Annotated in this window: 21 protein-coding genes and 1 pseudogene; 20 read left to right on the top strand and 2 right to left on the bottom strand. The window is 67.3% G+C overall.

Annotated elements, in window-relative coordinates; translation table 11 throughout:
- The 14 genes and pseudogenes from FJV41_RS34495 to FJV41_RS34560 form a co-directional block, all read left to right on the top strand.
- Nucleotides 1-223, top strand: a pseudogene (locus tag FJV41_RS34495) (ligase-associated DNA damage response endonuclease PdeM); the annotation flags it as partial.
- Nucleotide 224: 1 nt separating this feature from the next.
- A complete protein-coding gene (locus FJV41_RS34500; RefSeq protein ID WP_141646855.1) occupies nucleotides 225-590 on the top strand; it encodes an HNH endonuclease in 366 nt (121 codons plus the stop codon).
- 492 nt (nucleotides 591-1082) lie between these two features.
- Complete coding sequence (locus FJV41_RS34505; protein WP_141646856.1) at nucleotides 1083-1745, top strand: cytochrome c3 family protein; 663 nt, start codon at nucleotides 1083-1085, stop codon at nucleotides 1743-1745.
- Nucleotides 1742-4906 (top strand): TAT-variant-translocated molybdopterin oxidoreductase, encoded by a 3165-nt coding sequence (locus FJV41_RS34510; RefSeq protein WP_141646874.1) that lies wholly within the window; start codon nucleotides 1742-1744, stop codon nucleotides 4904-4906. The genes FJV41_RS34505 and FJV41_RS34510 overlap by 4 nt, the downstream gene beginning before the upstream one ends.
- Nucleotides 4907-4908: 2 nt before the next feature.
- Nucleotides 4909-6309 carry an NrfD/PsrC family molybdoenzyme membrane anchor subunit gene (gene nrfD, locus FJV41_RS34515; RefSeq protein ID WP_141646857.1) on the top strand — a complete coding sequence of 467 codons (1401 nt, stop codon included), beginning with the start codon at nucleotides 4909-4911 and terminating at the stop codon, nucleotides 6307-6309.
- A 4-nt stretch (nucleotides 6310-6313) separates the two neighbouring features.
- Nucleotides 6314-6859: a DUF3341 domain-containing protein gene (locus FJV41_RS34520; RefSeq protein WP_141646858.1), complete on the top strand. Its 546-nt coding sequence runs from the start codon at nucleotides 6314-6316 to the stop codon at nucleotides 6857-6859.
- Nucleotides 6856-7449 (top strand): c-type cytochrome, encoded by a 594-nt coding sequence (locus FJV41_RS34525; RefSeq protein ID WP_141646859.1) that lies wholly within the window; start codon nucleotides 6856-6858, stop codon nucleotides 7447-7449. The genes FJV41_RS34520 and FJV41_RS34525 overlap by 4 nt, the downstream gene beginning before the upstream one ends.
- The gene (locus FJV41_RS34530; RefSeq protein WP_141646860.1) at nucleotides 7446-8681 is read left to right on the top strand and encodes a hypothetical protein; all 1236 of its coding nucleotides are present in this window, start codon (nucleotides 7446-7448) and stop codon (nucleotides 8679-8681) included. Before FJV41_RS34525 ends, FJV41_RS34530 begins: the two co-directional genes overlap by 4 nt.
- Nucleotides 8678-9139 (top strand): hypothetical protein, encoded by a 462-nt coding sequence (locus FJV41_RS34535; protein ID WP_141646861.1) that lies wholly within the window; start codon nucleotides 8678-8680, stop codon nucleotides 9137-9139. The genes FJV41_RS34530 and FJV41_RS34535 overlap by 4 nt, the downstream gene beginning before the upstream one ends.
- A 35-nt stretch (nucleotides 9140-9174) precedes the next feature.
- Nucleotides 9175-10056, top strand: coding sequence for an SCO family protein (locus FJV41_RS34540; RefSeq protein ID WP_141646862.1), 882 nt, complete (start codon nucleotides 9175-9177; stop codon nucleotides 10054-10056).
- Complete coding sequence (coxB, locus tag FJV41_RS34545; RefSeq protein ID WP_141646863.1) at nucleotides 10053-11099, top strand: cytochrome c oxidase subunit II; 1047 nt, start codon at nucleotides 10053-10055, stop codon at nucleotides 11097-11099. Before FJV41_RS34540 ends, coxB begins: the two co-directional genes overlap by 4 nt.
- Nucleotides 11083-12750 carry a cbb3-type cytochrome c oxidase subunit I gene (locus FJV41_RS34550; RefSeq protein ID WP_141646864.1) on the top strand — a complete coding sequence of 556 codons (1668 nt, stop codon included), beginning with the start codon at nucleotides 11083-11085 and terminating at the stop codon, nucleotides 12748-12750. The genes coxB and FJV41_RS34550 overlap by 17 nt, the downstream gene beginning before the upstream one ends.
- Nucleotides 12740-13405 carry a cytochrome c oxidase subunit 3 family protein gene (locus FJV41_RS34555; RefSeq protein WP_141646865.1) on the top strand — a complete coding sequence of 222 codons (666 nt, stop codon included), beginning with the start codon at nucleotides 12740-12742 and terminating at the stop codon, nucleotides 13403-13405. The genes FJV41_RS34550 and FJV41_RS34555 overlap by 11 nt, the downstream gene beginning before the upstream one ends.
- A gap of 13 nt (nucleotides 13406-13418) precedes the next feature.
- On the top strand, nucleotides 13419-13877 hold the full coding sequence (locus FJV41_RS34560) for a cytochrome C oxidase subunit IV family protein (RefSeq protein ID WP_141646866.1): 459 nt from the start codon (nucleotides 13419-13421) through the stop codon (nucleotides 13875-13877).
- Between the two features lie 84 nt (nucleotides 13878-13961).
- On the opposite strand, the gene FJV41_RS34565 is transcribed toward FJV41_RS34560, so the two are convergent.
- The gene (locus FJV41_RS34565; protein ID WP_141646867.1) at nucleotides 13962-14954 is read right to left on the bottom strand and encodes a DUF481 domain-containing protein; all 993 of its coding nucleotides are present in this window, start codon (nucleotides 14952-14954) and stop codon (nucleotides 13962-13964) included.
- Nucleotides 14955-15139: 185 nt separating this feature from the next.
- On the opposite strand from FJV41_RS34565, the gene FJV41_RS34570 reads away from it, so the two are divergent.
- The 6 genes from FJV41_RS34570 (at nucleotide 15140) to FJV41_RS34595 (ending at nucleotide 21729) form a co-directional block, all read left to right on the top strand.
- Nucleotides 15140-15805 carry a hypothetical protein gene (locus tag FJV41_RS34570; RefSeq protein WP_141646868.1) on the top strand — a complete coding sequence of 222 codons (666 nt, stop codon included), beginning with the start codon at nucleotides 15140-15142 and terminating at the stop codon, nucleotides 15803-15805.
- Between the two features lie 51 nt (nucleotides 15806-15856).
- On the top strand, nucleotides 15857-16813 hold the full coding sequence (locus FJV41_RS34575) for a GNAT family N-acetyltransferase (protein ID WP_141646869.1): 957 nt from the start codon (nucleotides 15857-15859) through the stop codon (nucleotides 16811-16813).
- A 20-nt stretch (nucleotides 16814-16833) separates the two neighbouring features.
- Nucleotides 16834-17979: a hypothetical protein gene (locus FJV41_RS34580; RefSeq protein ID WP_141646870.1), complete on the top strand. Its 1146-nt coding sequence runs from the start codon at nucleotides 16834-16836 to the stop codon at nucleotides 17977-17979.
- Nucleotides 17980-17999: 20 nt separating this feature from the next.
- The gene (locus FJV41_RS34585) at nucleotides 18000-18347 is read left to right on the top strand and encodes a YkgJ family cysteine cluster protein (protein WP_141646871.1); all 348 of its coding nucleotides are present in this window, start codon (nucleotides 18000-18002) and stop codon (nucleotides 18345-18347) included.
- Between the two features lie 53 nt (nucleotides 18348-18400).
- Nucleotides 18401-19369: a hydrolase gene (locus FJV41_RS34590; protein ID WP_141646875.1), complete on the top strand. Its 969-nt coding sequence runs from the start codon at nucleotides 18401-18403 to the stop codon at nucleotides 19367-19369.
- Nucleotides 19370-19590: 221 nt separating this feature from the next.
- Nucleotides 19591-21729 (top strand): Bd3614 family nucleic acid deaminase, encoded by a 2139-nt coding sequence (locus FJV41_RS34595; RefSeq protein ID WP_141646872.1) that lies wholly within the window; start codon nucleotides 19591-19593, stop codon nucleotides 21727-21729.
- A gap of 28 nt (nucleotides 21730-21757) precedes the next feature.
- On the opposite strand, the gene FJV41_RS34600 is transcribed toward FJV41_RS34595, so the two are convergent.
- Nucleotides 21758-22414, bottom strand: a 657-nt coding sequence (locus tag FJV41_RS34600; protein WP_281291534.1) for a hypothetical protein, incomplete at its 5' end; no start/stop codon positions are given.

The following is a 22414-nucleotide window of genomic DNA, read 5'->3' on the forward strand; positions in this document are numbered from 1 at the left end:
CCACCCCACCCCCTCAGCGGGCCGGTACGTGTGGGCCGGTCATCTCCACCCCACCGTGAGGCTGGCGGCTGGCGCGGACCGCCTCCGTCTCCCATGCTTCCATCTGGGGCGAGAGGTGGGCGTGCTCCCCGCCTTCAGCGCGTTCACCGGCGGGCTCGACCTGAAGCGCCGGCCCGGGGAGCGTGTCTTCGCCCTCGCCGGCCCCTCCGTGGTCGAGGTGTAGGATGAGCGACTCCAAGCGCCGCAGGATTCTGGGCATCATCGCCACGGACACCACCTTCGAGCGCACCGAGCACCGGGGCCGAGAGGCCTGGCTGGGCAAGTGCCTGCACTGCAACGCGCATCTCGTGGTGGGGCTGGATGGCGAGCCCATCAGCCGGGCCACCATCGAGCACATCCTCCCTCGGACGGCCGGAGGGACGGACGCGCCGGAGAACCTGGGCCTGGCCTGCGCCCGCTGCAACCAGGGCAAGGGCCGCCGGCATGACCCGAACTACCACCGGGACGCGCGCGCCCGGGAGCTGGTGGAGAAGCTGCTCACCCGCCGAAAACAGCGCTGGCGGGAGCCCGACGGCGCGGACTCCGAGTAAGCCTGTCGCAAGTCTCGGTCGACGACATGTCTCTGTCCGAAGCTGAACCCGCGCGCAGGTCTGCCCATACGTCGCGTGAGCATCACGCCGAGCCATCCGAGGGCGCGCGATGATCCACCGTGGAGGGGCAAAGGCTCAACGTCGCTTCCTCCCGCCAGAAGAGAGATTCATCACCTCCGGACCGCGATTTCCCGCCTCCGCGCGAGGAAGTGGTATCCCACGGCCACAACATCAGAATGGTTGACACTGCGGTGTCGATGGTCGATGGTCCCGCGCCGCGTTGGGTTGGGCCTGGAGGAGGGACCTGCCCGCGGCAACATCCATAGAGGTTTCGTTGGACGTGACTGCTTCGCCTTCCGCGTGCCAGGAGCCGCCCCCCCGCCCCGACGGGGCCGGGATCGCCCCGCCGCTTCTCGCGTTCGGCCACATCCGCGCCTCTTCCTCTTCTTCTGTCACCGCAGTTGTAGAAGCCCCCTTGCCCATGGTCCTGGTATGAGCGGCCCTCTGTTTCCACGCTGGACGAACACGGTGTCTCGGCTGTCCGCCGCGGCGCTTCTTGCCGTGCCCGCCATCGGTATCGGCGGCCTCATGGCTTACGTACGGTCTCCGTACGTCACCAACCAGCAGATGCCCATCGAGCAGCCCATCGAATTCGACCACCGGCACCACGCGGGGGACGAGAAGATCGACTGCCAGTATTGCCACTGGAGTGTGGACAAGGCGCCCTCCGCGGGCATCCCGTCCACCACCGTGTGCATGTCCTGCCACGCCCAGGTGTGGAACAAGAGCCCGTACCTCACCGAGGTGCGCAAGGCCTTCTTCGCCGACTCACCCATCCAGTGGGTCCGCGTCCACAACCTGCCGGACTTCGTCTACTTCAACCACGCCATCCACGTGAACAAGGGCGTGGGATGCGCCAGCTGTCACGGCCGCATCGACCAGATGGGCGCGGTGGAGCAGTTCGCTCCGCTCACCATGGCCTGGTGTCTGGAGTGTCACCGCAATCCCGAGCCGCACCTGCGGCCCTCGGAGTTCATCACGTCGATGACGTGGACTCCGCCGTCGGACAAGGCCGAGGCCATCGCGCTCGGCGAGAAGCTGAAGGATGAGTACGACGTCCACTCGCGCACGAGCTGCTCCACATGCCACCGATGAACACGAAGCGCGACGGCGCGCCGTCGCAGGAATCCTCTTCCTTCGCGCTCCCGGTCGTGTCGGACCGGCCCGCCGCGGCGCCTGACGCCGTCGGTGAGGCACTGGAGCACGCCGCAGCGAACGCCGACTCCGCCGAGCACGGCTACGGCCAGTCGTACTGGCGCAGCCTCGAGGAGAAGCTGGGCACCTCCGAGTACATGGAGGAGTCCCGCCCGGAGTTCCCCGTGGGCGCGGACCTGCCCCCCACGGGCTTCATCCGCCGCGAGTTCATGCAGCTGCTCGGCGCGTCGCTGGCCCTGGCCGGCGCCACGGCCTGCAGCACCCGTCCCGCGGACGAGAAGCTGCTGCCGTACACGAAGACGCCGCCGGAAGTGACTCCCGGCAACCCCCTGCACTACGCGTCCGCGATGACGCTGTCCGGTCACACCTCCGGCCTGCTCATCACCGCCCGCGAGGGTCGCCCGGTGAAGGTCGAGGGCAACCCCGACCACCCGGTCAACCAGGGCGCCGCCTGCACCTTCGAGCAGGCGTGGCTGCTGTCGCTCTATGACCCGAGCCGCGCGCGTGTGCTCCGCCAGGGCAAGACGCCCCGCGCCCAGCGCGTGCTCAACGAGACCATCGCGTCCCTGGTCGGCAAGTCCGCCTCGGAGAACGGTGGCTCGCGCGTTCGCTTCCTCACGGAGGCGGTGGGTTCGCCGCTGACGAGCGACCTGCGCAACCACATCATCAAGAAGCTGCCCAACGCGCGCTTCCACAGCGCCTCGTCCAACCAGGACACGCAGGCGGAGACGCTGCGCACCCTGTTCGGCGGGCAGCACGTGGCCGCGCTGTACGACTTCTCCCAGGCGGACATCGTCCTGTCGCTGGACGCGGACTTCCTGGAGAGCTGCCCGGGCAACCTGCGCAACATCCGCGAGTTCGCGGACCGTCGCGACCCGCGCAAGGGCAAGCTCAACCGCCTCTACATGGCGGAGGCCCGCTTCTCCATCACCGGCGGCATGGCGGACCACCGCCTGCGCCTGAAGTCGCAGGAAGTCCTCGGCCTCGCCGCCGCGGTGGCCCAGGCCATCGGTGGCAGCGCCGCTTCCCTGGCGGGCGCCGCGGCCGCGAAGTCGCCGCTGCGCGGTGAGCTGGGCAACTGGGTGCAGGCGGTCGCCTCCGACCTGCGCGCCGCCGGTCCCGGCCGGTCGCTGGTCATCGCGGGTGAGCGTCAGCCCGCCGCGGTCCACGCGCTGGCCCACGCCATCAACAACGCGCTCGGCAACGGCGACAAGACGGTCCGCTACATCCAGGCCCCCATCGCGGAAGCGACGGGCATGTCCGAGGTCCGCACCCTGGTGCAGGACATCGAGGCCGGCCGCGTCGACACGCTGGTCATCACCGCCTACAACCCCGTCTTCACGCTGCCGGACGACGTGGGCCTGGGCAAGGTGCTCAGCAAGGACCACCCCGCTCGCGCCAGGCTCAACGTCCTCTACACGGCGCTCTACGAGGACGAGACCAGCGCGCACGTCGACTGGTTCATCCCCGCGGCGCACCCGCTGGAGACGTGGGGCGACGGCCGCTCGGTGGAGGGCACCGTCTCCATCGCCCAGCCGCTCATCCAGCCGCTCTTCAACGGCATGCCGGAGTCGGAGCTGCTCGCCATGTTCCTGGACGAGCCCTTCCGCCCCGCCTACCAGCTCCTGCGCGACTACTGGCGCGGGCAGACGGCGAACGCGGCGGACTTCGAGGCCCGCTGGGAGTCCTGGGTCGCCCAGGGCTTCATCGAGAACACCGCGTCCAACCCCGTCGCGGGCTCGCCGGACTTCGGCGCCGCCGCCTCGCTGGTCGCGGGCTACACGCCCCCGGCCTCGGGTGACCTCGAGCTGAACTTCGTCAACGACTACAAGGTCTACGACGGCCGCTTCGCCAACAACTCCTGGCTGCAGGAGCTGCCCGAGCCCATCACCAAGATGGTCTGGGACAACGCCGCCCTGCTGGGTCCGGACACGGCGAAGGCGCTCAACCTCGCCCCCGGCGACATGGCGGAGCTGACCTACAACGGCCAGAAGCTGACGGTGCCGGTGTGGGTGGTTCCGGGCCACGCCGACAACACGGTGACCATCGCCCTGGGCTACGGCCGCAACGGGCTGCACGAGCAGGTCGCCAAGGGCGTGGGCTTCAACGTCAACCCGATTCGCACCAGCAAGAACCCCTGGTTCGACGGCGGCGCCACGCTCACCAAGGTGCGCGGCAGCTACAAGTTCAGCCTGACGCAGACGCACTGGCGCATGGAGAACCGCCCCATCGCGCTGGACATGCCCATCTCCGAGCTGGAGCACCCGTCCACGGAGACGCAGCACACCCTGCACCGCGTGAAGGGCGAGCTGAAGCCGGGCATCCAGGACAACCTCGTCGATTTCGACTACTCCAAGGGCTACAAGTGGGGCATGGCCATCGACCTGTCCCGCTGCACGGGCTGCAGCGCGTGCGTGGTGGCCTGCCAGGCGGAGAACAACATCCCCGTCGTGGGCAAGGAGCAGGTGGGCCGCAGCCGTGAGATGAACTGGCTGCGCATCGACCGGTACTTCGAGGGTCCCGAGAACGACCCGAAGATGGTCATGCAGCCCGTGATGTGCGTGCACTGCGAGAAGGCCCCCTGCGAGTACGTGTGCCCGGTGAACGCCACCGTGCACTCGGACGAGGGCCTGAACGACATGGTGTACAACCGCTGCGTCGGCACGCGGTACTGCTCCAACAACTGCCCGTACAAGGTCCGCCGCTTCAACTACCTGCACTACACCGCGGGCAAGACGGCCACCGAGAAGATGCTGATGAACCCGGACGTCACGGTGCGCAACCGCGGCGTCATGGAGAAGTGCACGTACTGCGTGCAGCGCATCGAGCGCGCCCGCATCGACGCGCGCGTCAACAAGCACCTCATCAAGGAAGCGGACCTCAAGACGGCGTGCCAGCAGACGTGCGCCGCCCAGGCCATCGTCTTCGGCTCGCTGAATGACGAGAACCAGCTCGTCACCCAGCTCACCGAGGACGTCCGGGCCTACAAGCTCCTGCACGAGCTGGGCACCCGTCCGCGCACCTCGCACCTCATCCGCGTGCGCAACCCGAATACCGCCCTCGAGCCGGCCAAGGCCGCGACGAAGGAAGGGAGCCACTAATCATGGCCGAGACCGCCGCCACCCCGCTCGATCCGCTTGAGCCCCGGGACCTCATCCCGCCGCACCACGACGACAAGTCCCTCAACGAGACGCTGCTGGACCATGTCTGGCGCAAGCCGGGCAAGGGCTGGTTCATGCTCTTCGGCCTGACGCTCAGCGCGCTGGGTCTGCTCGTCGTCGGCGTCACCTACACGCTCGCCCGAGGCATCGGCGTGTGGGGCAACAACCAGCCGGTCGGCTGGGCGTTCGACATCATCAACTTCGTCTGGTGGGTCGGTATCGGCCACGCCGGTACGCTCATCTCCGCCATCCTCCTGCTCTTCCAGCAGAAGTGGCGCACGAGCATCAACCGCTTCGCGGAAGCCATGACGCTGTTCGCCGTCATGTGCGCCGGTCTGTTCCCGCTGCTGCACACCGGCCGTCCCTGGTTCGCCTTCTGGCTGTTCCCCTACCCCAGCACCCTGGGCGCGTGGCCGCAGTTCCGCTCCCCGCTGGTGTGGGACGTCTTCGCCATCTCCACGTACCTCACGGTGTCCGCGCTGTTCTGGTTCGTGGGCCTCATCCCGGACCTGGCCGCGCTGCGTGACTCGTCCAAGACGAAGCTCCAGCGGACCATCTACGGCCTGTTCGCGCTCGGCTGGCGCGGCTCCGGTCGGCACTGGCACAACTACAAGATCGCCTACCTGCTGCTGGCCGGCCTCTCCACGCCGCTCGTCGTCTCGGTGCACACCATCGTTTCGTTCGACTTCGCGGTGTCCCTGCTGCCCGGCTGGCACGCGACCATCTTCCCGCCCTACTTCGTGGCCGGCGCCGTGTTCAGCGGCTTCGCGATGGTGATTACGCTCATCGTCCCGGCGCGAAAGTACCTGGGTCTGCGGGACGTGATTACGGACCGCCACCTGGAGAACATGAACAAGGTCATCCTCGCGACGGGCCTCATCGTGTCCTACGGGTACATGATGGAGCACTTCATCGCCTGGTACTCGCAGAACCAGTTCGAGTTCTGGACCTTCTACGTGAACCGCGCCACGGGCCCCTACGCCGGCGTGTACTGGCTGATGATTGCCTGCAACGTCATCACCCCGAACATCTTCTGGTTCAAGAAGTGCCGCACCAGCGTGCCCATCATGTGGGTGGCCTCCATCGCGGTGAACATCGGCATGTGGTGCGAGCGCTTCATCATCATCGTGACGTCGCTGAGCCAGGACTTCCTGCCGTCCTCGTGGGGCATCTACACCCCGACCTGGGTGGACTGGTGCATCTACATCGGCACGCTGGGCCTGTTCGGCACCCTGTTCCTCCTGTTCCTGAAGTTCGTGCCCGCGGTGGCCATCAGCGAAGTGAAGGAGCTGCAGTTGGAGCTCAAGCACGCCGCCCACCAGAAATCCCACGGAGCGCACTAGAGTCATGGAAGCCACTGTCCTCGATTCCTGGGTGCTGGCCGAGTTCGAGACGCCAGATGTCCTCGTGGATGCCACCCGTCAGATGCGGGAGAAGGGCTTCCAGGGGATGGACACCTACTCTCCGTACCCGCTGCACGGCGGCTCGGAGGCCCTGGGCCTGCCCCCTTCGAAGGTCCCCTTCATCGCGCTGTGCGGTGGGCTCACGGGCCTGACCACGGCGCTCGCCATGCAGACCTGGATGAACACGTACGACTACCCGCTGAACATCGGTGGTCGTCCGCTCCTGTCCCTGCCGGCGTGGGTGCCGATTACGTTCGAGCTGAGCGTGCTGTTCGCCGCGTTCGGCATCTTCTTCGGCCTCTTGGGGCTGAGCCGGCTGCCGCAGCCGTACCACCCCGTCTTCGAGTCCGACGCCTTCCGCACCGCGTCCACGCACGGCTTCTGGCTGAGCGTGCCGCATGCGACGGGCCAGGACGCCGCGGCCGTCATTGACCAGCTCAAGGCCCTGGGTGCCACCCAGGTGACCGTCGTCACGGGAGAGAAGGAATGAGGTGGCTCATCCCCGCCGCCGGACTCGTCGCCCTGTCGGGCTGCGACGTCCCCTCGGAGTTCCTCCAGCGCATGGAGCACCAGGCCAAGTACGAGTACTACGAGGCCTCTGATTTCTGGGCGGACGGCCGTGCCATGCGCACGCCCCCGGCCGGAACGGTGCCCCGCGAGCGCTTTGACAAGCTCCCGGAGCTCAAGGACCCCGTCGCCCGGCAGACGGCCCTCAGCGGCCGCGCCAACGGCCAGCCCGTGGCCACCATCCCCGTGACGGTGGACCAGGGCCTGCTGAGCTTGGGTCAGAAGAAGTACAACATCGTCTGCTCGCAGTGCCATGGCGTGCTCGGCGACGGCAACAGCGTGGTGGCGGAGAACATGGCCCTGCGCCTGCCGCCGTCCCTGCTGGAGCTGGAGAGCAAGGCAGCGGGCCACTTCTACACGGCCATCAACGAGGGCTACGGCGTGATGCCGTCCTTCTCTGGTGAGCTCGACGTGCGCGAGCGCTGGGCCGTGGTCGCCTACGTGCGAGCCCTTCAGGAAGCCCGCAACACCCGTACGGGCGGGCAGCAGCCCGTTCCGCAGGAGAACCGATGACCCCCGCAGCCGAAGCCTCAGCCCCCCTGGAGCGCTACACCGGCACGCCGAAGTTGATGGTGCCGGCGTTCGGCCTGGGCGCCCTGGGCCTCTTGGCCACCCTGGCCGGCTTCTTCGCCTCGAGCGATGCCTATGCCAAGGGTGCGGCCGCCCACAGCTACCTGCTCGCCTTCGTCTACTGGGTGGGCATCAGCGTGGCCTTCCTCATCATGGTGGCCATCTTCCACACGGCGAAGGCCAAGTGGCTCATCGTCCTGCGGCGCACCATGGAGACGGGCGCGTCCGCGGTCCCCGTCTTCATCCTGCTCATCATCCCCGTGATTCTCATGGCGGGCTACCTGTACCCCTGGTGGCCGGGCTCGCCGCTGCGCGCCGCCATCACCGGCCTGGAGTCCGAGCACCTGTCGCACAAGGAGCACGGCTACCTGAACTGGAAGTTCACGCTCGTCCGCCACGTCATCTACTTCGTGGTGTGGGCCTTCGCGGCGTGGAAGCTGCGCGGGCTGAGCCTGAAGCAGGACGCGGAAGGCGGGCTGGACCTCACGGTGCGCATGCGCCGCTTCTCCCCCGGAATCCTCCCCTTCCTGGCGCTGACCATCACCTTCGCGTCGTTTGACTGGCTGATGAGCCTCACGCCGCTGTGGCAGTCCACCATCTTCGGCGTCTACTACTTCGCGGGCAGCTTCCTGGCCGCCTTCTGCATCCTGACCATCGCCACCACCAACGCCCGGGGCAAGGACCTCTACGGCAACGTGGTGACGCCGGCCCACTTCCACAACCTGGGCAAGCTGATGCTGGCCTTCACGGCATTCTGGGCCTACATCGCCTTCTCCCAGTTCATGCTGGTGTGGATCGCCAACATCCCGGAAGAGGCGCCCTGGTACGGCCTGCGCATCTTCGGCGCGTGGAAGCCGATGTCCATCGCCCTGTTCTTCGGCCACTTCGTGCTGCCGTTCTTCGTGCTGCTGTCACGGAATCTGAAGCTGCAGCCCCGCAAGCTGTCGGTGGTGGCCGTCTACCTGCTGGCCATTCACGCGGTGGACCTGTACTGGCTCATCTGGCCGGCGCTGACGGGGACCAACGGCCCCACCTTCCACTGGACGCTCATCACCGCGTTCCTGGGTGTGGGTGGCATCGCGGTGGGCTTCGCGCTGATGAACGCGCGCAACAACTACACGATGCCGGTGAAGGACCCCTACATCGCGGAGTCCCTGAGGTACGTGCAGCCATGAAGAAGACCCAGGTTGAGCTCGAGTCGCGTGTCATCGTCGGCGCCCACGGTGTGGCCGCCGAGGAAGACCACATCGTGATGAGCAAGGTGGTGGGCATTGGCGCCGGCTCGCTCGTCATCTTCGCGGTGGGAATCGTCTGGGCGTACGCCATCCAGGTCCGCACCATGAAGGAGGCCCAGCCGGACGGTCCTCCTCCGCGTCCGGCGGCCATGGGGCAGTACGAGGTGGGTATCGTCAACCAGCGCCTGTTCGAGCAGGACTGGCACGCCGAGGAGAAGATTGGCGGCCAGCAGCAGGCCCTGCAGGCCGGCTGGGGCGACCAGCCGGGCGTCAAGGCGCACCCCAACCTGGACGAGGCGATGAAGACCGTCATCGCCAAGAGCCGCAACCCGCCCCCGGCGCCTCCCGCGCCCGCCCCGCCGCCGGCTCCGGAGCCCACTCCGGCGCCGCGGCAGTAGCTTCCCTCACCTGCCTCGCGTAAGAGCCGTCCGCGATGATGTCCATCCTCTCCTACATCTCCCCGTGTGCCCCGCGCCGGGGGATGCTCGCCGTCGTGGCGCTGCTCGTCGCCACGGCGCTCCCGGCCTCCGCGATGCCGGGTGGGGGCAAGACGCCCCGCGCCATCGTTGAAGCACAGCAGGACGCGCCCCCGCAGCTCAAGGGTGTGGACGTGGAGGAGCACCTGGGTGAACCGGTGCCCCTGACGACCCGCTTCATCGACGTGAACGGCCAGGACGTGACGCTGGGCTCGGTGTTGCCCAAGACACTCCCCACCCTGTTGACGCTCGTCTATTACAACTGCCCCATGCTCTGTAACCTGGTGCTCAACGCCCAGGTGAAGTCCATGCGGGAGCTGGGGCTGGAGCTGGGCCGCGACTACGAAGCGGTCACCATCAGCGTCGACCCCGAAGACACCCCGGCGATGAGCAACGAGCGCCGGCGCAAGCACCTTCAGTCCATGGGGAAGCCGGAGAGCGCGCCCTGGCACTTCCTCACGGGCACCGACGAGCAGATCCACCGCATCGCCGACGCGGTGGGCTTCAAGTACACGTATGACGCGAGCACGAAGCAGTACGCCCACCCCGCGGTGGTGATGGTGCTCACGCCGGAGGGGAGCATCTCCCGGTATCTGTACGGGACGGACTTCCCCGCCAAGGACATGAAGCTGGCGTTGCTGGAGGCGGCCGGTGGCCGCGTGGGGACCAGCTTCGACCGCGTGGTGATGTCCTGCTTCAAGTATGACACCGCGACCCGGCGGTATGGCTTCTACATCTTCGGGTTCATCCGCCTGGGCGGCATGGCTGTCTTCCTCGCCCTGGCGACGATGCTGATCTATTTCTGGAGGCGCGAGCTGAAGAAAGGCGCGGCGGCATGAGCGAGCTTCTCAACAACCTTCTGTTCCTCCCGGAGAGCGCGTCCACGTTCGCGGAACGGGTCGACCTGCTGCACCACTTCGTCGTGGGAACGACGATGGTGATGTCGGCTGGCGTTGGCCTCGCGGCGCTGTTCATGTTCTTCCGGTACCGCCGGCGGATTCCCGACCAGGCAACCGAGTACGTCGTCCCCACGCTGAAGACGGAGTTCCTCTTCGTCTCCGTGCCGCTGGTGTTCTTCCTGGCCTGGTTCGGTATCGGCTTCAGGGACTTCACCTGGGTCACCACGCCGCCCAAGGACGCGATGGACGTCTACGTCATGGGCAAGCAGTGGATGTGGAAGTTCGCGTACCCGGAGGGCCCCAACGGCGTGAACGTCCTTCACGTCCCGGCCAACCGTCCGGTGCGACTGCTCATCACTTCCCGGGACGTGCTGCACTCGTTCTACGTGCCGGCCTTCCGCATCAAGATGGATGCGCTGCCGGGTCGCTACACGCAGATCTGGTTCGAGGCGACCAAGCCCGGCACGTACCAGGTGCTCTGCACCGAGTACTGCGGCCTGTCGCACTCGAAGATGCTCGCGGAGGTCGTGGTCCTCCCCCAGGAGGAGTACGACGTCTGGATCAAGGACCAGCGCCGCGGCCGGTTGCAGGACCGCCAGGACGCGCTCGCGGACACCTCGCTGGTGCCGCCGGTGGCGCGCATGGTGGACCAGGGCCAGGTGCTGGCCGGGACGCAGGGTTGCCTGAAGTGCCACTCGGTGGATGGCTCGGCGCACATCGGCCCCACCTTCGTTGGCATGTATGACCGCGTGGAGAAGCTGGATGACGGCCAGACCATCCGCGTGGACGAGGCCTACATCACCCAGTCGATGATGGACCCTGGAGCCCACCTGGTGTCGGGCTACCAGAATGTGATGCCGACGTATCAGGGCAAGCTGCAGGGCCCCGAAACGGCCGCCATCGTCGAGTACATCAAGTCGCTTCGCACTCCGAACGTCCGCGAGGGCGCCTCCGAGGGACCCGCCTATGACCCCATCCAGTAGCCTCGATACGGCGGGGGCCGCCCCGCACGACGAGCACCACGACGACCACCCGAGCTATCTGGTGGATGGCACCACCATCAAGAGCTGGCTCTTGACGGTGGACCACAAGCGCATCGGCGTGATGTTCCTGTTCTTCATCCTGCTGTTCTTCCTCGTGGGCGGCATCTTCGCGATGCTCCTCCGGGTGGAGCTGCTGACGCCGGGTCCGACCATCATGGACGCGATGACGTACAACCGTACGTTCACGCTCCATGGCCTGGTGATGATCTTCCTGTTCATGATTCCGGCGATTCCGGCCGTCTTCGGCAACTTCATGTTGCCGCTGATGCTGGGCGCCAAGGACGTGGCCTTCCCCCGGCTGAACCTCGCGTCGTTCTACATCTACCTGACGGGCGCCGTGTTCATGCTCTGGGGCATGCTCAACGGCGGCCTGGACACGGGCTGGACGTTCTACACCCCGTACAGCACGCACACGACGACGACGGTGGCGCCGGTGATGTTCGGCGCGTTCATCATCGGCTTCAGCTCCATCGCCACGGGCATCAACTTCATCGTCACCTGCCACACGATGCGCGCGCCCGGCATCACCTGGTTCAAGATGCCCCTGTTCGTCTGGGCCATCTACGCCACCAGCTGCATCCAGGTGCTCGCGACGCCGGTCATCGGTCTGTTGACGGTGCTGGTCGCGGTGGAGAACCTGTTCAGCTTCGGCATGTTCGACCCGGCGCGCGGCGGCGACCCGGTGCTCTTCCAGCACCTGTTCTGGTTCTACAGCCACCCGGCCGTGTACATCATGGTGCTGCCCGCCTTCGGCGTGATGAGCGAGATTGTCAGCACGTACAGCCGCAAGAACATCTTCGGCTACCGCGCGGTGGCGTACTCCAGCCTCGGCATCGCCTTCGTCGGCTTCTTCGCCTGGGGCCACCACATGTTCGTGTCCGGTCAGTCGACCTTCGACGCGGGCGTGTTCGGCGTGCTCACCATGCTGGTGGGTGTGTTCACCGCCATCAAGGTCTTCAACTGGGTGGGCACCGTCTACAAGGGCGCCGTCGACTTCAAGACGCCGTTCGCCTACTTCTGCGGCTTCCTGTTCTTCACCGTGTTCGGTGGCATGACGGGCATCGCGCTGGGCACGGTGTCGCTGGACGTCCCGTGGCACGACACCTACTTCGTCGTCGCCCACTTCCACTTCATCATGGTGGGAGCGACCATCATGGCCTTCCTGGCCTCCCTCCACTACTGGTTCCCGAAGATGTTCGGGAAGACGTACCACGAGGGATGGGGCCTGGTGTCCGCGGCGCTCATCATCCTGGGCTTCAACGCGACGTTCATCCCCCAGTTCCTGGTGGGCAACAACGGCATGCCGCGCCGGTACTATGACTACCCGGAGCGCTTCCAGGCCCTGAACGTGGCCTCCACCGCGGGCGCGTCGCTGCTCGCCTTCGGCTTCATCATCATCGCGTGCTACCTGACGTACGCGCTGGTGTTCGGCGAGGCCTCTGGCAAGAACCCGTGGCGCAGCAAGGGCTACGAGTGGGTGAGCGAGTCGCCTCCGCCGACGCACAACTTCGTGGGCCCGCAGGTGACCTTCCCCGAGGAGCCCCACTTCTACGTCGACCCGAAGAAGGCCGAGGTTCCCGATGCAGTCTAGCGCCCACACCGCCGACGGCACGGCCAACGTGCCGCGCCTGGCGGAACACTTCGCGTCGCTCGAGGTGCAGAACCATGCCGCCCGTCTGGGCATGTGGCTGTTCCTGGCGACGGAAATCCTGCTCTTCGCCGGCCTGTTCGTCTGCTACGGCTGCTACCGCTTCCTCTTCCCGGAAGCGTGGGCGGCGGGCAGCCGCAGCCTGGACCTGACGATGGGCACGGTGAACACCATCGTCCTCATCACCTCCTCGCTGACCGCGGCGCTCGCGGTGCACTACGCGAAGGAGGGGAAGAACAAGATGGTGGGCGTGATGTTCGCGCTGACCCTCGTGATGGCGGTGGGCTTCCTCGTCATCAAGTACTTCGAGTACGCGCACAAGTTCCACATCGGGACGCTGCCGGGCCGGTACTACTTCTACGAGGGGATGCAGATGCCCGGCATCACCCTCTACTTCACGGTCTACTTCTGCTCGACGGCGCTGCACGCGCTGCACGTCATCATCGGCATGACCGTGCTGGCGGTGGCGATGGTCCGCGCGTTCAAGAAGAAGGACTTCGGCCCCAACAACTACACGATGGTCGAGCTGGGCAGCATGTACTGGCACCTCGTCGACCTGGTGTGGATCTTCCTGTTCCCCATGCTGTACCTGGTCTGAGGGCGACACCACCATGGCCATCGCCAACGAATCCCATCAGGAAGAGAAGAACATGCACGCGCACCACGGAGCGGGCCGCTACTGGCTCATCTGGGGTGTCCTGCTGGTGTTGACCGTCGTCACCGTCGTCACCGGCCGCATGCACCTGCCGTCCTTCGGCCTGCTGCTCGCGCTCGTCATCGCCACGGTGAAGGGCACGCTCGTCACGCTGTACTTCATGCACCTGGCCGAGCACCGGGGCGCCAACCGCATCGTCTTTGGCGTCTCCATCGTCTTCGTGGTGCTGATGCTCATCATCCCGCTCGCGGACTTCGGCACCCGCTTCCGTGGCGCCAACCCGCCCGGCTCGCAGTACAGCGACCTGCAGCCCCCCGATATCGGCACGGGCGCGCAGCGCGGCCGGTTCGGCGGTGGGCTGAGGCCGCACCAGACGAAGGACACACCCGAGACTCCGGAACCGGGGCACCACTGACATCCCGGGGCCCTTCAAAAGGCCCCTGCTTCAACCGTGCGGCGCCGAGGGAGACTTCCCCGGCGCCGCGTTGCTTTTGTCCGGTTACAGCGCCACTTCCAGGTTGAAGGCCAGCGCGGTGTCCGTGGACACCTTGCCTTCGGGCGGCTTGCTGTCGTGTTTCACCAGGAAGCTGACGCCCAGGGACAGCGACTCGGTCAGGCCCACGGAGAGCTGCGTCTGGCTGTTGGCCAGCACGCGGGAGTCACCGATGACGCTCAGCAGCACCTCGGCGTCCTCCTTCAGGAGGACTTCCTTGGTGATGCCGTAGCGGAAGGCCACGCCGAAGCGCGGGCCGCCCAGGTCCACGTCCGGCAGGTCCATCCGCGACGGGTAGTACTGGAAGCGCGTCTCGCGCGCGTAGCGGAAGGCGAGGTCCGTGCGCAGGTAGGACTCGCGCTCGTCCTTCGACTTCTCGTCCCACCAGAGGACGCCAAGACCGCCTTCGCCGGAGGTCCGCGACTCGACGCTGCCCACGTGGTCCGTCAGCGCGCCCGCCAGCAGGTAGCCGCTGAGCATCTTCGTGAAGCGCCGGTCCCCGCGCAGCTCCACGCCCGCGTTGAGGGCCACCAGCTGCGACTCCGCCTCCTCCCCCGACACCTCCGGCGGACGGCTGCGGCCGTAGTTGCCGAAGGCCTTCACGCCATAAATCCAGTGCTCGGTGGTGCGCGACGCGCTGGCCAGACCGCTGAACGTCAGGGTGGAAGCGTTGCCCGTCAGGGAGATGAGGCCCAGGCCCACGACGATATCCCACTCCTCCTTCTTCTTCGCGGCGGCCGCAGCCGCGGCGGCTGCGTCAGCATCCGCCGGCTTCGCGGGCGTGGCGCCGGCGGCGATGCCAACGGCGCGCTCGGCGGCCTCGGCGGCGCGGGCACTGGCCTCGGCGGCGCGCTCGGCGGCGGCGGCCGCGCGCTCGGCGGCGGCGGCGATGCGCTCCTCCGGCGTGGCGGCGACCGGGGCGGGCTCCTGGGCGGGAGCAGTCGGCGCGGGCGTCTGAGCCTGCAGGGACGTGGCAATCAAGAGGGCTGCGGAAAGCATCGGTTCTCCAAGGTCTTCGCGGTGCCGGCGGACAGAGTCCCGGAGAGCACCATGCGTCCTTTGCCGCCCCCGGGGCCGGCGCGGCTCCCTTCCTGCTTCAAACACGCAGCGTGCGGCAATGGTTGATTGTCGTGGTTGTGCTTAATTCCAGGGGGGGCCCGCTACACCCAGGAGATTCGCATTTCATGAGCACCGCCCGAGTCGCGCTGCTGTGCACGCTGCTTCTGCCCGCATTGGCCGCCGCCCAGCGCGTCACCGTCCCCGTGGACGTGGGCGTGGGGCCCGCCGCATACATGTTCTTCGGGCCCGTCTTCGACGACCAGCCCATCCACACCGGCGTGAAGCTCTCCGTGGAGGCGGTGCTGGACAAGGACTGGCTGAAGAAGAACCAGCGCGCCATTCCCACGCGCTATCGCAAGTACGCGAAGAGCGTGGACGAGGTCCGCATCTCCCCGTCCATCTTCATCCCCGACTCGTTCATCATCTCCCCCAAGCTGAAGAACACCGGCATGTATGGCGTCACCTGGAAGCCCCTGGGACTGGGCCTGCCATTGAGCTCGGGGCCGGTGCGGTTCTCCGTGGGAGGCGGCCTCCTGCTGACGTATGCCTATCTGTACTCGGACACGCTGGCGAATACGCACTTCCTGCGGCCGGGCGCCGAGCTGGGCGTGGACCTGGAGCTGCAATTCTCCAAGAACTTCCTCGTCAGCCTGGGCTGGGAGTCCGCGCTCTACGTTCCCCAGGCGCTGGGGAGCCTGGGCCTGCCGGACCGGGTGCGCGATGGCATCTTCCATGTGGGCCAGGCGTACCTCCAGCTCCACGTCCGATTCCCATACACCACGCACCTGTAAGCCTTCCGGGTGGATGCGCCGGACGCCTGGGTGGCGCTACGTTGGCGTGACATGCACCTGGCCCTCGCCACCGATGCGCAGAAAGCCGAACGGGACCGCGTCACCCACGCCGCCTGGGGCTCGCCGCTCTCCGTGGAGCAGTTCCACCAGCGAGAGCTGCGACTGCGCGCCCACCCCTGGTGTCGGGAGGGGATGCGCACCTGGCTGTGGCTCGACGACGCGGGCCAGGTGCTGGCCTCGTGCGAGACGTTCCACACGGACAGCTACCTGCGAGGCCCCGACGGCGTGGCCACGCGCGGCGTCAGCCAGGCCATCGCCAGCGTCTTCACCGAGTCCGCGCTGCGGGGCCATGGGCATGCGACGCGGTTGATGGACGAGGTCGCCGCCCGACTGGAGCACGAGTCTCCCAACCACCACACCGCCCTCCTCTTCTCCGACGTGGGCCCCGCGCTCTACCGCCGCTCCGGCTATCACGAGGCACCCGCGTGGGACTGGCAGCTGTCCGCTGTCGGCGGCCTGTCCACGCACGCGGTGGACGCGCTCCTGTGCGACGGCGACGTGCCCGGAGTCGTGGCGAGGACGCAGCGTCCGGACGTGCCCTTCCTCCTCTGGCCGAGCGCCGCGCAGATGGACTGGCACCTGGAGCGGGAGCGCATCTACTCGGAGCTCCTGCACCGGCCCCGCCCGGAGGCGTGCGGCGCGACGGTGGGCAACTCCTCCGCGCTGTGGGCGATGATGGCCCGGTATGGCGAGCTGGTGGTGCTGCTGCTCGACGCGGAGTCGGTGGAGGACGCCGTCGCCCTGCTGGAAGCCGCGCGAGGCGTGGCCCACCGGGCGGGCCTGGCTCGCGTGGTCATCTGGGAGGAGCCCGCCACCCTGCCCTGGGTGGCGCGGGTGCCCGGCGCCCTCCGCGTGGCGCGAGATGGCTCGCTCCCCATGATGCGACCCCTGCGTCCTGGCCTGCCACCCGCCGAGCGCGTGGCGTTCTCCCGCGCGCTCTGGGTGTGACGCCCGGATAGGATGCGCGCATGGCCAAGCGCACGCGCATCATCGAGGGCACCTGGAACTGCACGTCGTGCGACGCCAAGGATATCCTGGCCCGACACAAGCGCTGCCCGACCTGCAACAACCCCCGCGAGCTGTCAGGCGACGAGTCGGACTTCGACTTCGGCGACGTGGACGCGCAGAGCGGCAAGTCCCTGCGCGAAGGGGTGACGGACGACAAGGCGCTGGAGCTGGCGGGCGCGGGCGAGGACTGGTTCTGCGCCTTCTGTGGCGCCGCGAATCGAGGGGACCAGCCCCGGTGCAAACACTGCGGCGCGGAGCGCTCGGTGGACGCGAAGGCCGCGCCGCTCCAGGCGTTCGAGACGCCCGAGAAGCCTCCCGCCGCGCCACCGCCGGAGACGAAGCCGCGCTTCACGAAGAAGTGGCTGTGGCTGGGCGTGCTGTTCTCGTGCTGCTTCAGCTCGGGCCTGTACGCCATGTGGGCCCGGACCCCGCACGACTTCCCCGGGGAAATCACCGGCACGTCGTGGAAGGTCGCCGTGACGCAGGAGCGCTTCACCGCCGTGCAGAAGACGGGCTGGGCGGATGAGCTGCGGCGAAGCAGCGCGCGGATGCCCGTCAACGGCGCGGGTGAGGTGGCGGGCGTGGACAACGTGCGGGACTGCGTGGAGCGCCAGCGAGGCACTCGAAAGGTGGCGGACGGAACAGAGCGGGTGTGCCGCTCCAAGACGCGCCGGGTGGCGTGTGGTACCGAGGAGAAGTGCCGCCGGCGGGACAAGGGCAACGGCTTCGTCGAAGAGGTCTGCGAGGACATCACGAAGTACTGCAACGAGCGCTACGAGGACTGTCAGAACGAGACGCGCTACCGCAACGAGCCCGTCTACGCGCGCCAGTGCGCGTATGACACGTATGAGTGGAAGCCCGTGGACCGCCGCGAGGCGACGGGGCTGGACGGCCAGCCCGCGTGGCCCACGCTCCAGCCAGGCGCCACGGACCGGCAGCACCGCTCGGAGGAGTACACCGTGCACATCCGCTACGAGGATGACGGCGTGAAGGAGACCGTGCTCATGCCGAAGACGGAGCGGGATTTCCTGAGGTGGAAGAAGGGCCAGGGTGTCGTCGTCACGGTGACGAACTCGGGGGATTTGAAGCAGGTCGTCCCACGCTGAGTCACGGAAGGACCTCCCTCATGGAATGCACCCGTTGTGGCGCCTGCTGCGTGGCTCCGGACATCGCCGCGCTCGACAAGCCGCTGGGGCTGCGCTGTCCGCACCTCACCCAGGACAACCTCTGCTCCATGTACGAGAACCGGCCGAGCATCTGCCGCGACTACCAAGCGGATGAGGTCTGCAAGCTCATCGAGGCCCCCACGCTGGAGGAGCGCGTGGGCAAGTACCTGGCCCTCTTCGACCTCACGGACGAGGCGAAGGCCGTGAAGGCGCGGGGCTGTGCGTCCATGAAGCGGGCCCGACTCCAGTCGCCGCCAGCGGGGCCCGAGTCACCCACCCAAGCGCCCGGTGGAGAACGACCCCGCTGACGGGCCGACACGGACCCTTGTCCCCGTCCCCCTCCGGGGGCTATCCCGGAGTCGTGAACTTCCAGCCGACCGAGCCCTTCGTCGCCGCACCGGGCCTGACGAACGAGCATGCGCAGACCATCTACGCGAACCTCGTGCGTCCCCGTCATGTCCCTCCGCTGAGGCGGGAGCGGCGCGAACTGCCCGACGGGGACTTCGTCGACCTGGACACCTTCGACGGCCCCGCCGGCGCGCCGCACGTGGTGGCGCTGCACGGCCTGGAGAGCTCGTCCCGGGCCGGCTACATCACCGCCATCCTCCGGGGCGCCGCGGAGCGAGGCTGGGGCGCCACCGCGCTCAACTTCCGCTCGTGCAGCGGTGAGCCCAATCGGCTCGCGCGCACGTACCACTCGGGCCACATCGACGACGCGCTCGGCCTTTTGCGCGACTTGCGCGAGCGCGCCACCGGGCCGCTGTTCGCCGTGGGCTTCTCCCTGGGCGCCAACGTGCTGTGCCGGCTCCTGGAGGACCAGGGCGAGGACGCACCCGTGAAGGCCGCGGCTTCCGTCAGCGCGCCGTATGATTTGGACGCCTGCTGCAAGAAGCTGGATGGCCCCGGGCCCATCCACCTGGTGTATCGGGAGCGCTTCTTGCGGACGTTGAAGGGCAAGGCGCGCGCGAAGCTCAAGCGCTTCCCCAAGGCCTTCGACGGCCGCGCCATGGAAGCGGCGCGCACGGTGCGGGCGTTCGACCATGCCGTCACCGCGCCGCTGCACGGCTTTGACAGCGCCGAGCACTACTACGCCGAGTCCTCCGCGGGCCCGAAGCTGCACGCCATCCGCAAGCCCACGCTGCTCATCAGCGCCGCGGATGACCCGATGCTGGAGGCCCCCGTCATCCCGCCCAACGCGAAGGACAATCCGCGCTTGAGCGTGGTGTTGACCGAGCACGGCGGACACGTGGGCTTCGTCGCCGGCCGCGCGCACCGCCCCCGCTTCTGGGCCGAGGATCAGGTGCTGGAGTACTTCGCGACGTTCCGCTGAGCGCGTGCCGCCCTCTCGCGGCGTGACAGGGCGGGGGCGAGAAGAAGCGGGACGTAGGACAGACCTTCGCGCACGCTGACCTTCAGCCCACGCTACGTCCCGGCAGGACGCGGCTGCGTCCCGACGGGACACGCGGCTCGCACGCCGGCAGCGGCCCACGCCCGCCTCTCATCCTCCGACGCGTGGGCGCCCTGGTATGGGCCTTGCTGTTCGCAAGCCCCATGAGCCATCAAGCACTCGCCCACCGCATCGCGGAGCTGACCGGAATGGCTCGCTTCGCGTTTTGCGTCATCGACGGCCCTTTGACATACAAGTCGAAGAGGTATGGCGCCCTGGTCTGCTACTCCACTGGGCTCGATGGCCGCCTGCCCATCCCTCCCATCGTCGCCCTGCAGATGGCCTTTCGAGGCAAGGGGCTCAACCGCATCCACGTGCCAGCAGGTTACACGCCGACGCACTGGGAGAAGGGGACCCGGACGTTCCTCCGGTACACGGTCGAGGAAGTCGCGCTCATCGAGGGAGATGTGACCCCCTATCTGTTCGTTTCCTACCCCACGGCCGGGGCCGACTGGAACCTCATCCCGTTCCTGAAAGCGGAGCCGCGCGGGCTGTTCACGATGGAAAGGGCCGGCATCACGAACTACCAGCCCCTGGCGCGCTTCAGGGCTCCGGCTCCAGACAGCATCGTGGGCCCCTCGCTCAACCTTCGAAAGCCGGGCGCATGGGATGCGACCGCGATCCGCGCGCATCGCTTCTACATGATGCTGGCGTTCAGCCTCCTCCATCACCGCGGGGAGCTCCTCCAGGGACTGGTCGTCTTCGCGCAAGAGGGCAAAGGCCAGAGCGTGGGCGCGGTCCTGGTGGATGGCACGGGAAAGATTCTCTCGTGGTCCGTCAACACCGCCTACGACAACGCCTGCTTTCATGCCGAGGTCAATCTGTTGCACGCCTACCTCGGGCGACACCAGCAACTCCCGGACGGGTTCGCGATCCTCTACACCACGCTCCAGCCCTGCCACATGTGTGCGGGGCTCATCGCGGGGTTGATTGAGCAGGGACATGAACTCCAGGTCGTCTATGGCGAACACGACACCCATTACTCGGGGGGGCGGACGGTGCTCGACGAGAAGAACGCCCAACTCTATCTGAACTCGACAGAGAAGTATTCGGGTGGGAAACCCAAGGCCGTTCGACTGCCCAAATCACTCGCCCCGACTTCATCGCGCTACATGCCCGACGAGTTGGAGAAGAGCTTCCGCAAGGCCGGCGAGCAGGAGGTCCACTCACGGCTCGTCTATCTTTTGGGAAGAAAAGGCCAGGAGAAGATTGTCTTCGACGAGGAAGGGTACTACCCGGGCCCCGTTCTCATCGAGCAGGCCTGGGAGGCATTGAAGCTCAAGCTGCGCAAGTACCTCGACCGGGAGTTCGACGACACCGATCTCTTCGAAGTCCGCCAGAATCTGAGTCAGTTGTCCCGGTATCTGTCTCAATGGCTGACCCATATGGGCCTTCGTGAGCCTCAGCCCCAGCGCACGGTGACTTCGACCCGAAGCACGTCGAACTGGGACGAAGGCAAACTCCAACACTTCACCGCGCCCGCATTCCTGCACGCGACCAACCTGCGTGAGGACAACGCTGAAATGCTCCCGTTCGAGTTCCCGTCGCCCCCACCTCAGCCGAGCATCATCCCTTCACCGAGCGACCTCAACAACGGGCCCTTCTCCTTCCTCTCGGTCTTCCCCCAGCCTGCGCCGAGCCAGGGCATTCCGCGCTTCAGCTCCCGGCCGGAGCAAGAGGAGAAGAAAAAGGCCTCGGCCATCCTCGTCGACGTCACCAAGGACGAGGAGGAGGAGGAGGAGGCCTTCCAGCCTCCGAGGGGGACTCCTCCTGTGTGGCAACCCTCGACCATCGTTATCGACCTCACCAAAGAGCTCTCTCCCGTCACCTCACATTCAGCGACGCCCACGAATCGGAAGCGGCCCCTGGAGGGCCTGAACGGTCCACCCAACATCTTCGGGAAGCAACCTTCCAAGCAACACACGACGAATCCGGTGGAGAAGAAGAGGAGGGTGGAGCACCCGGCGCCGCGGGCGCAGACAAACACTCAGCCCTCGTTTCCGCTCATGGATGGCGGGCAGCCCTACACCACCGTGGAGATGATGAGGGTGCATCTGACGCGCACCAAGCAGCGCACCGTGCGGCCTCCGGGCAAGGTTCCCAAGGCGCTCGTCTACCACGTTGGTAACTGCCCGAAGATGAGCCTGGTCCGCTACACCTTCCAGAGTGAAGAGGGCCTCATGGCCCTGCAGTATGGAGATGCCAGGGGCTTCAATGCCTGCCCCCACTGCCATCGGCAGTGAAGCAAGCCCCCGAGAACCGAAGCGCGGTTCAGCCGAAGGACAACAGGAAGCCCAGCTTCGCCGTGGGCCGCACGGTGCGCAGCATCCACGAGCGCTCTTCCCCAGGACCCACCGAGCCGCGAAGCGACTCGTCCAGGTCCTTCATGCTGGGGCCGTACAGCTCCATGAAGCTGACGCCACCGCGCAGGAAGAAGGTGATGCGCCCGGGCATGTTCAGCTCCAGCCCCACGAGCGCGCTGGCGTAGCTGTAGCCCACGCGCTCCATCGACGGCAGGGGCGGCAGGGACAGGTCCGCGAGCCTGCGCTCCAGACCCTGCACGTCCGCGGGCTGCGCATGACCGACGTCCAGCGTGAAGGCCGGCGAAAGCCTGCCGCGCATGGGAAGCAGCGTGAGCCCCGCGCGCGCGCCAGCACGGACGCCATTGTGCGTGGCCCCCAGGTGCAGCCGCACCGCGTGCGTGGGACGGAACGAGATGGACAGGCCCGCGCCCTCCGTCACACCCGCATCCAGCATCAAACCAAAAGGCGCCAGCCGCTCGGGGTCCTGTGCCGCCCTCCGGCGCACCTCCACCCCATCCGCCGCCAGCGCCACGCGCGCCACGAGCACGAACAACAGCGCGGTCAACGTGGACAGCATCCCCATGCGTCGAGTCCCCACCCCAGCCCGCCGCGACGCTCCGCGGTC

The sequence above is a fragment of the Myxococcus llanfairpwllgwyngyllgogerychwyrndrobwllllantysiliogogogochensis genome (assembly GCF_006636215.1).
Classification (GTDB): domain Bacteria; phylum Myxococcota; class Myxococcia; order Myxococcales; family Myxococcaceae; genus Myxococcus; species Myxococcus llanfairpwllgwyngyllgogerychwyrndrobwllllantysiliogogogochensis.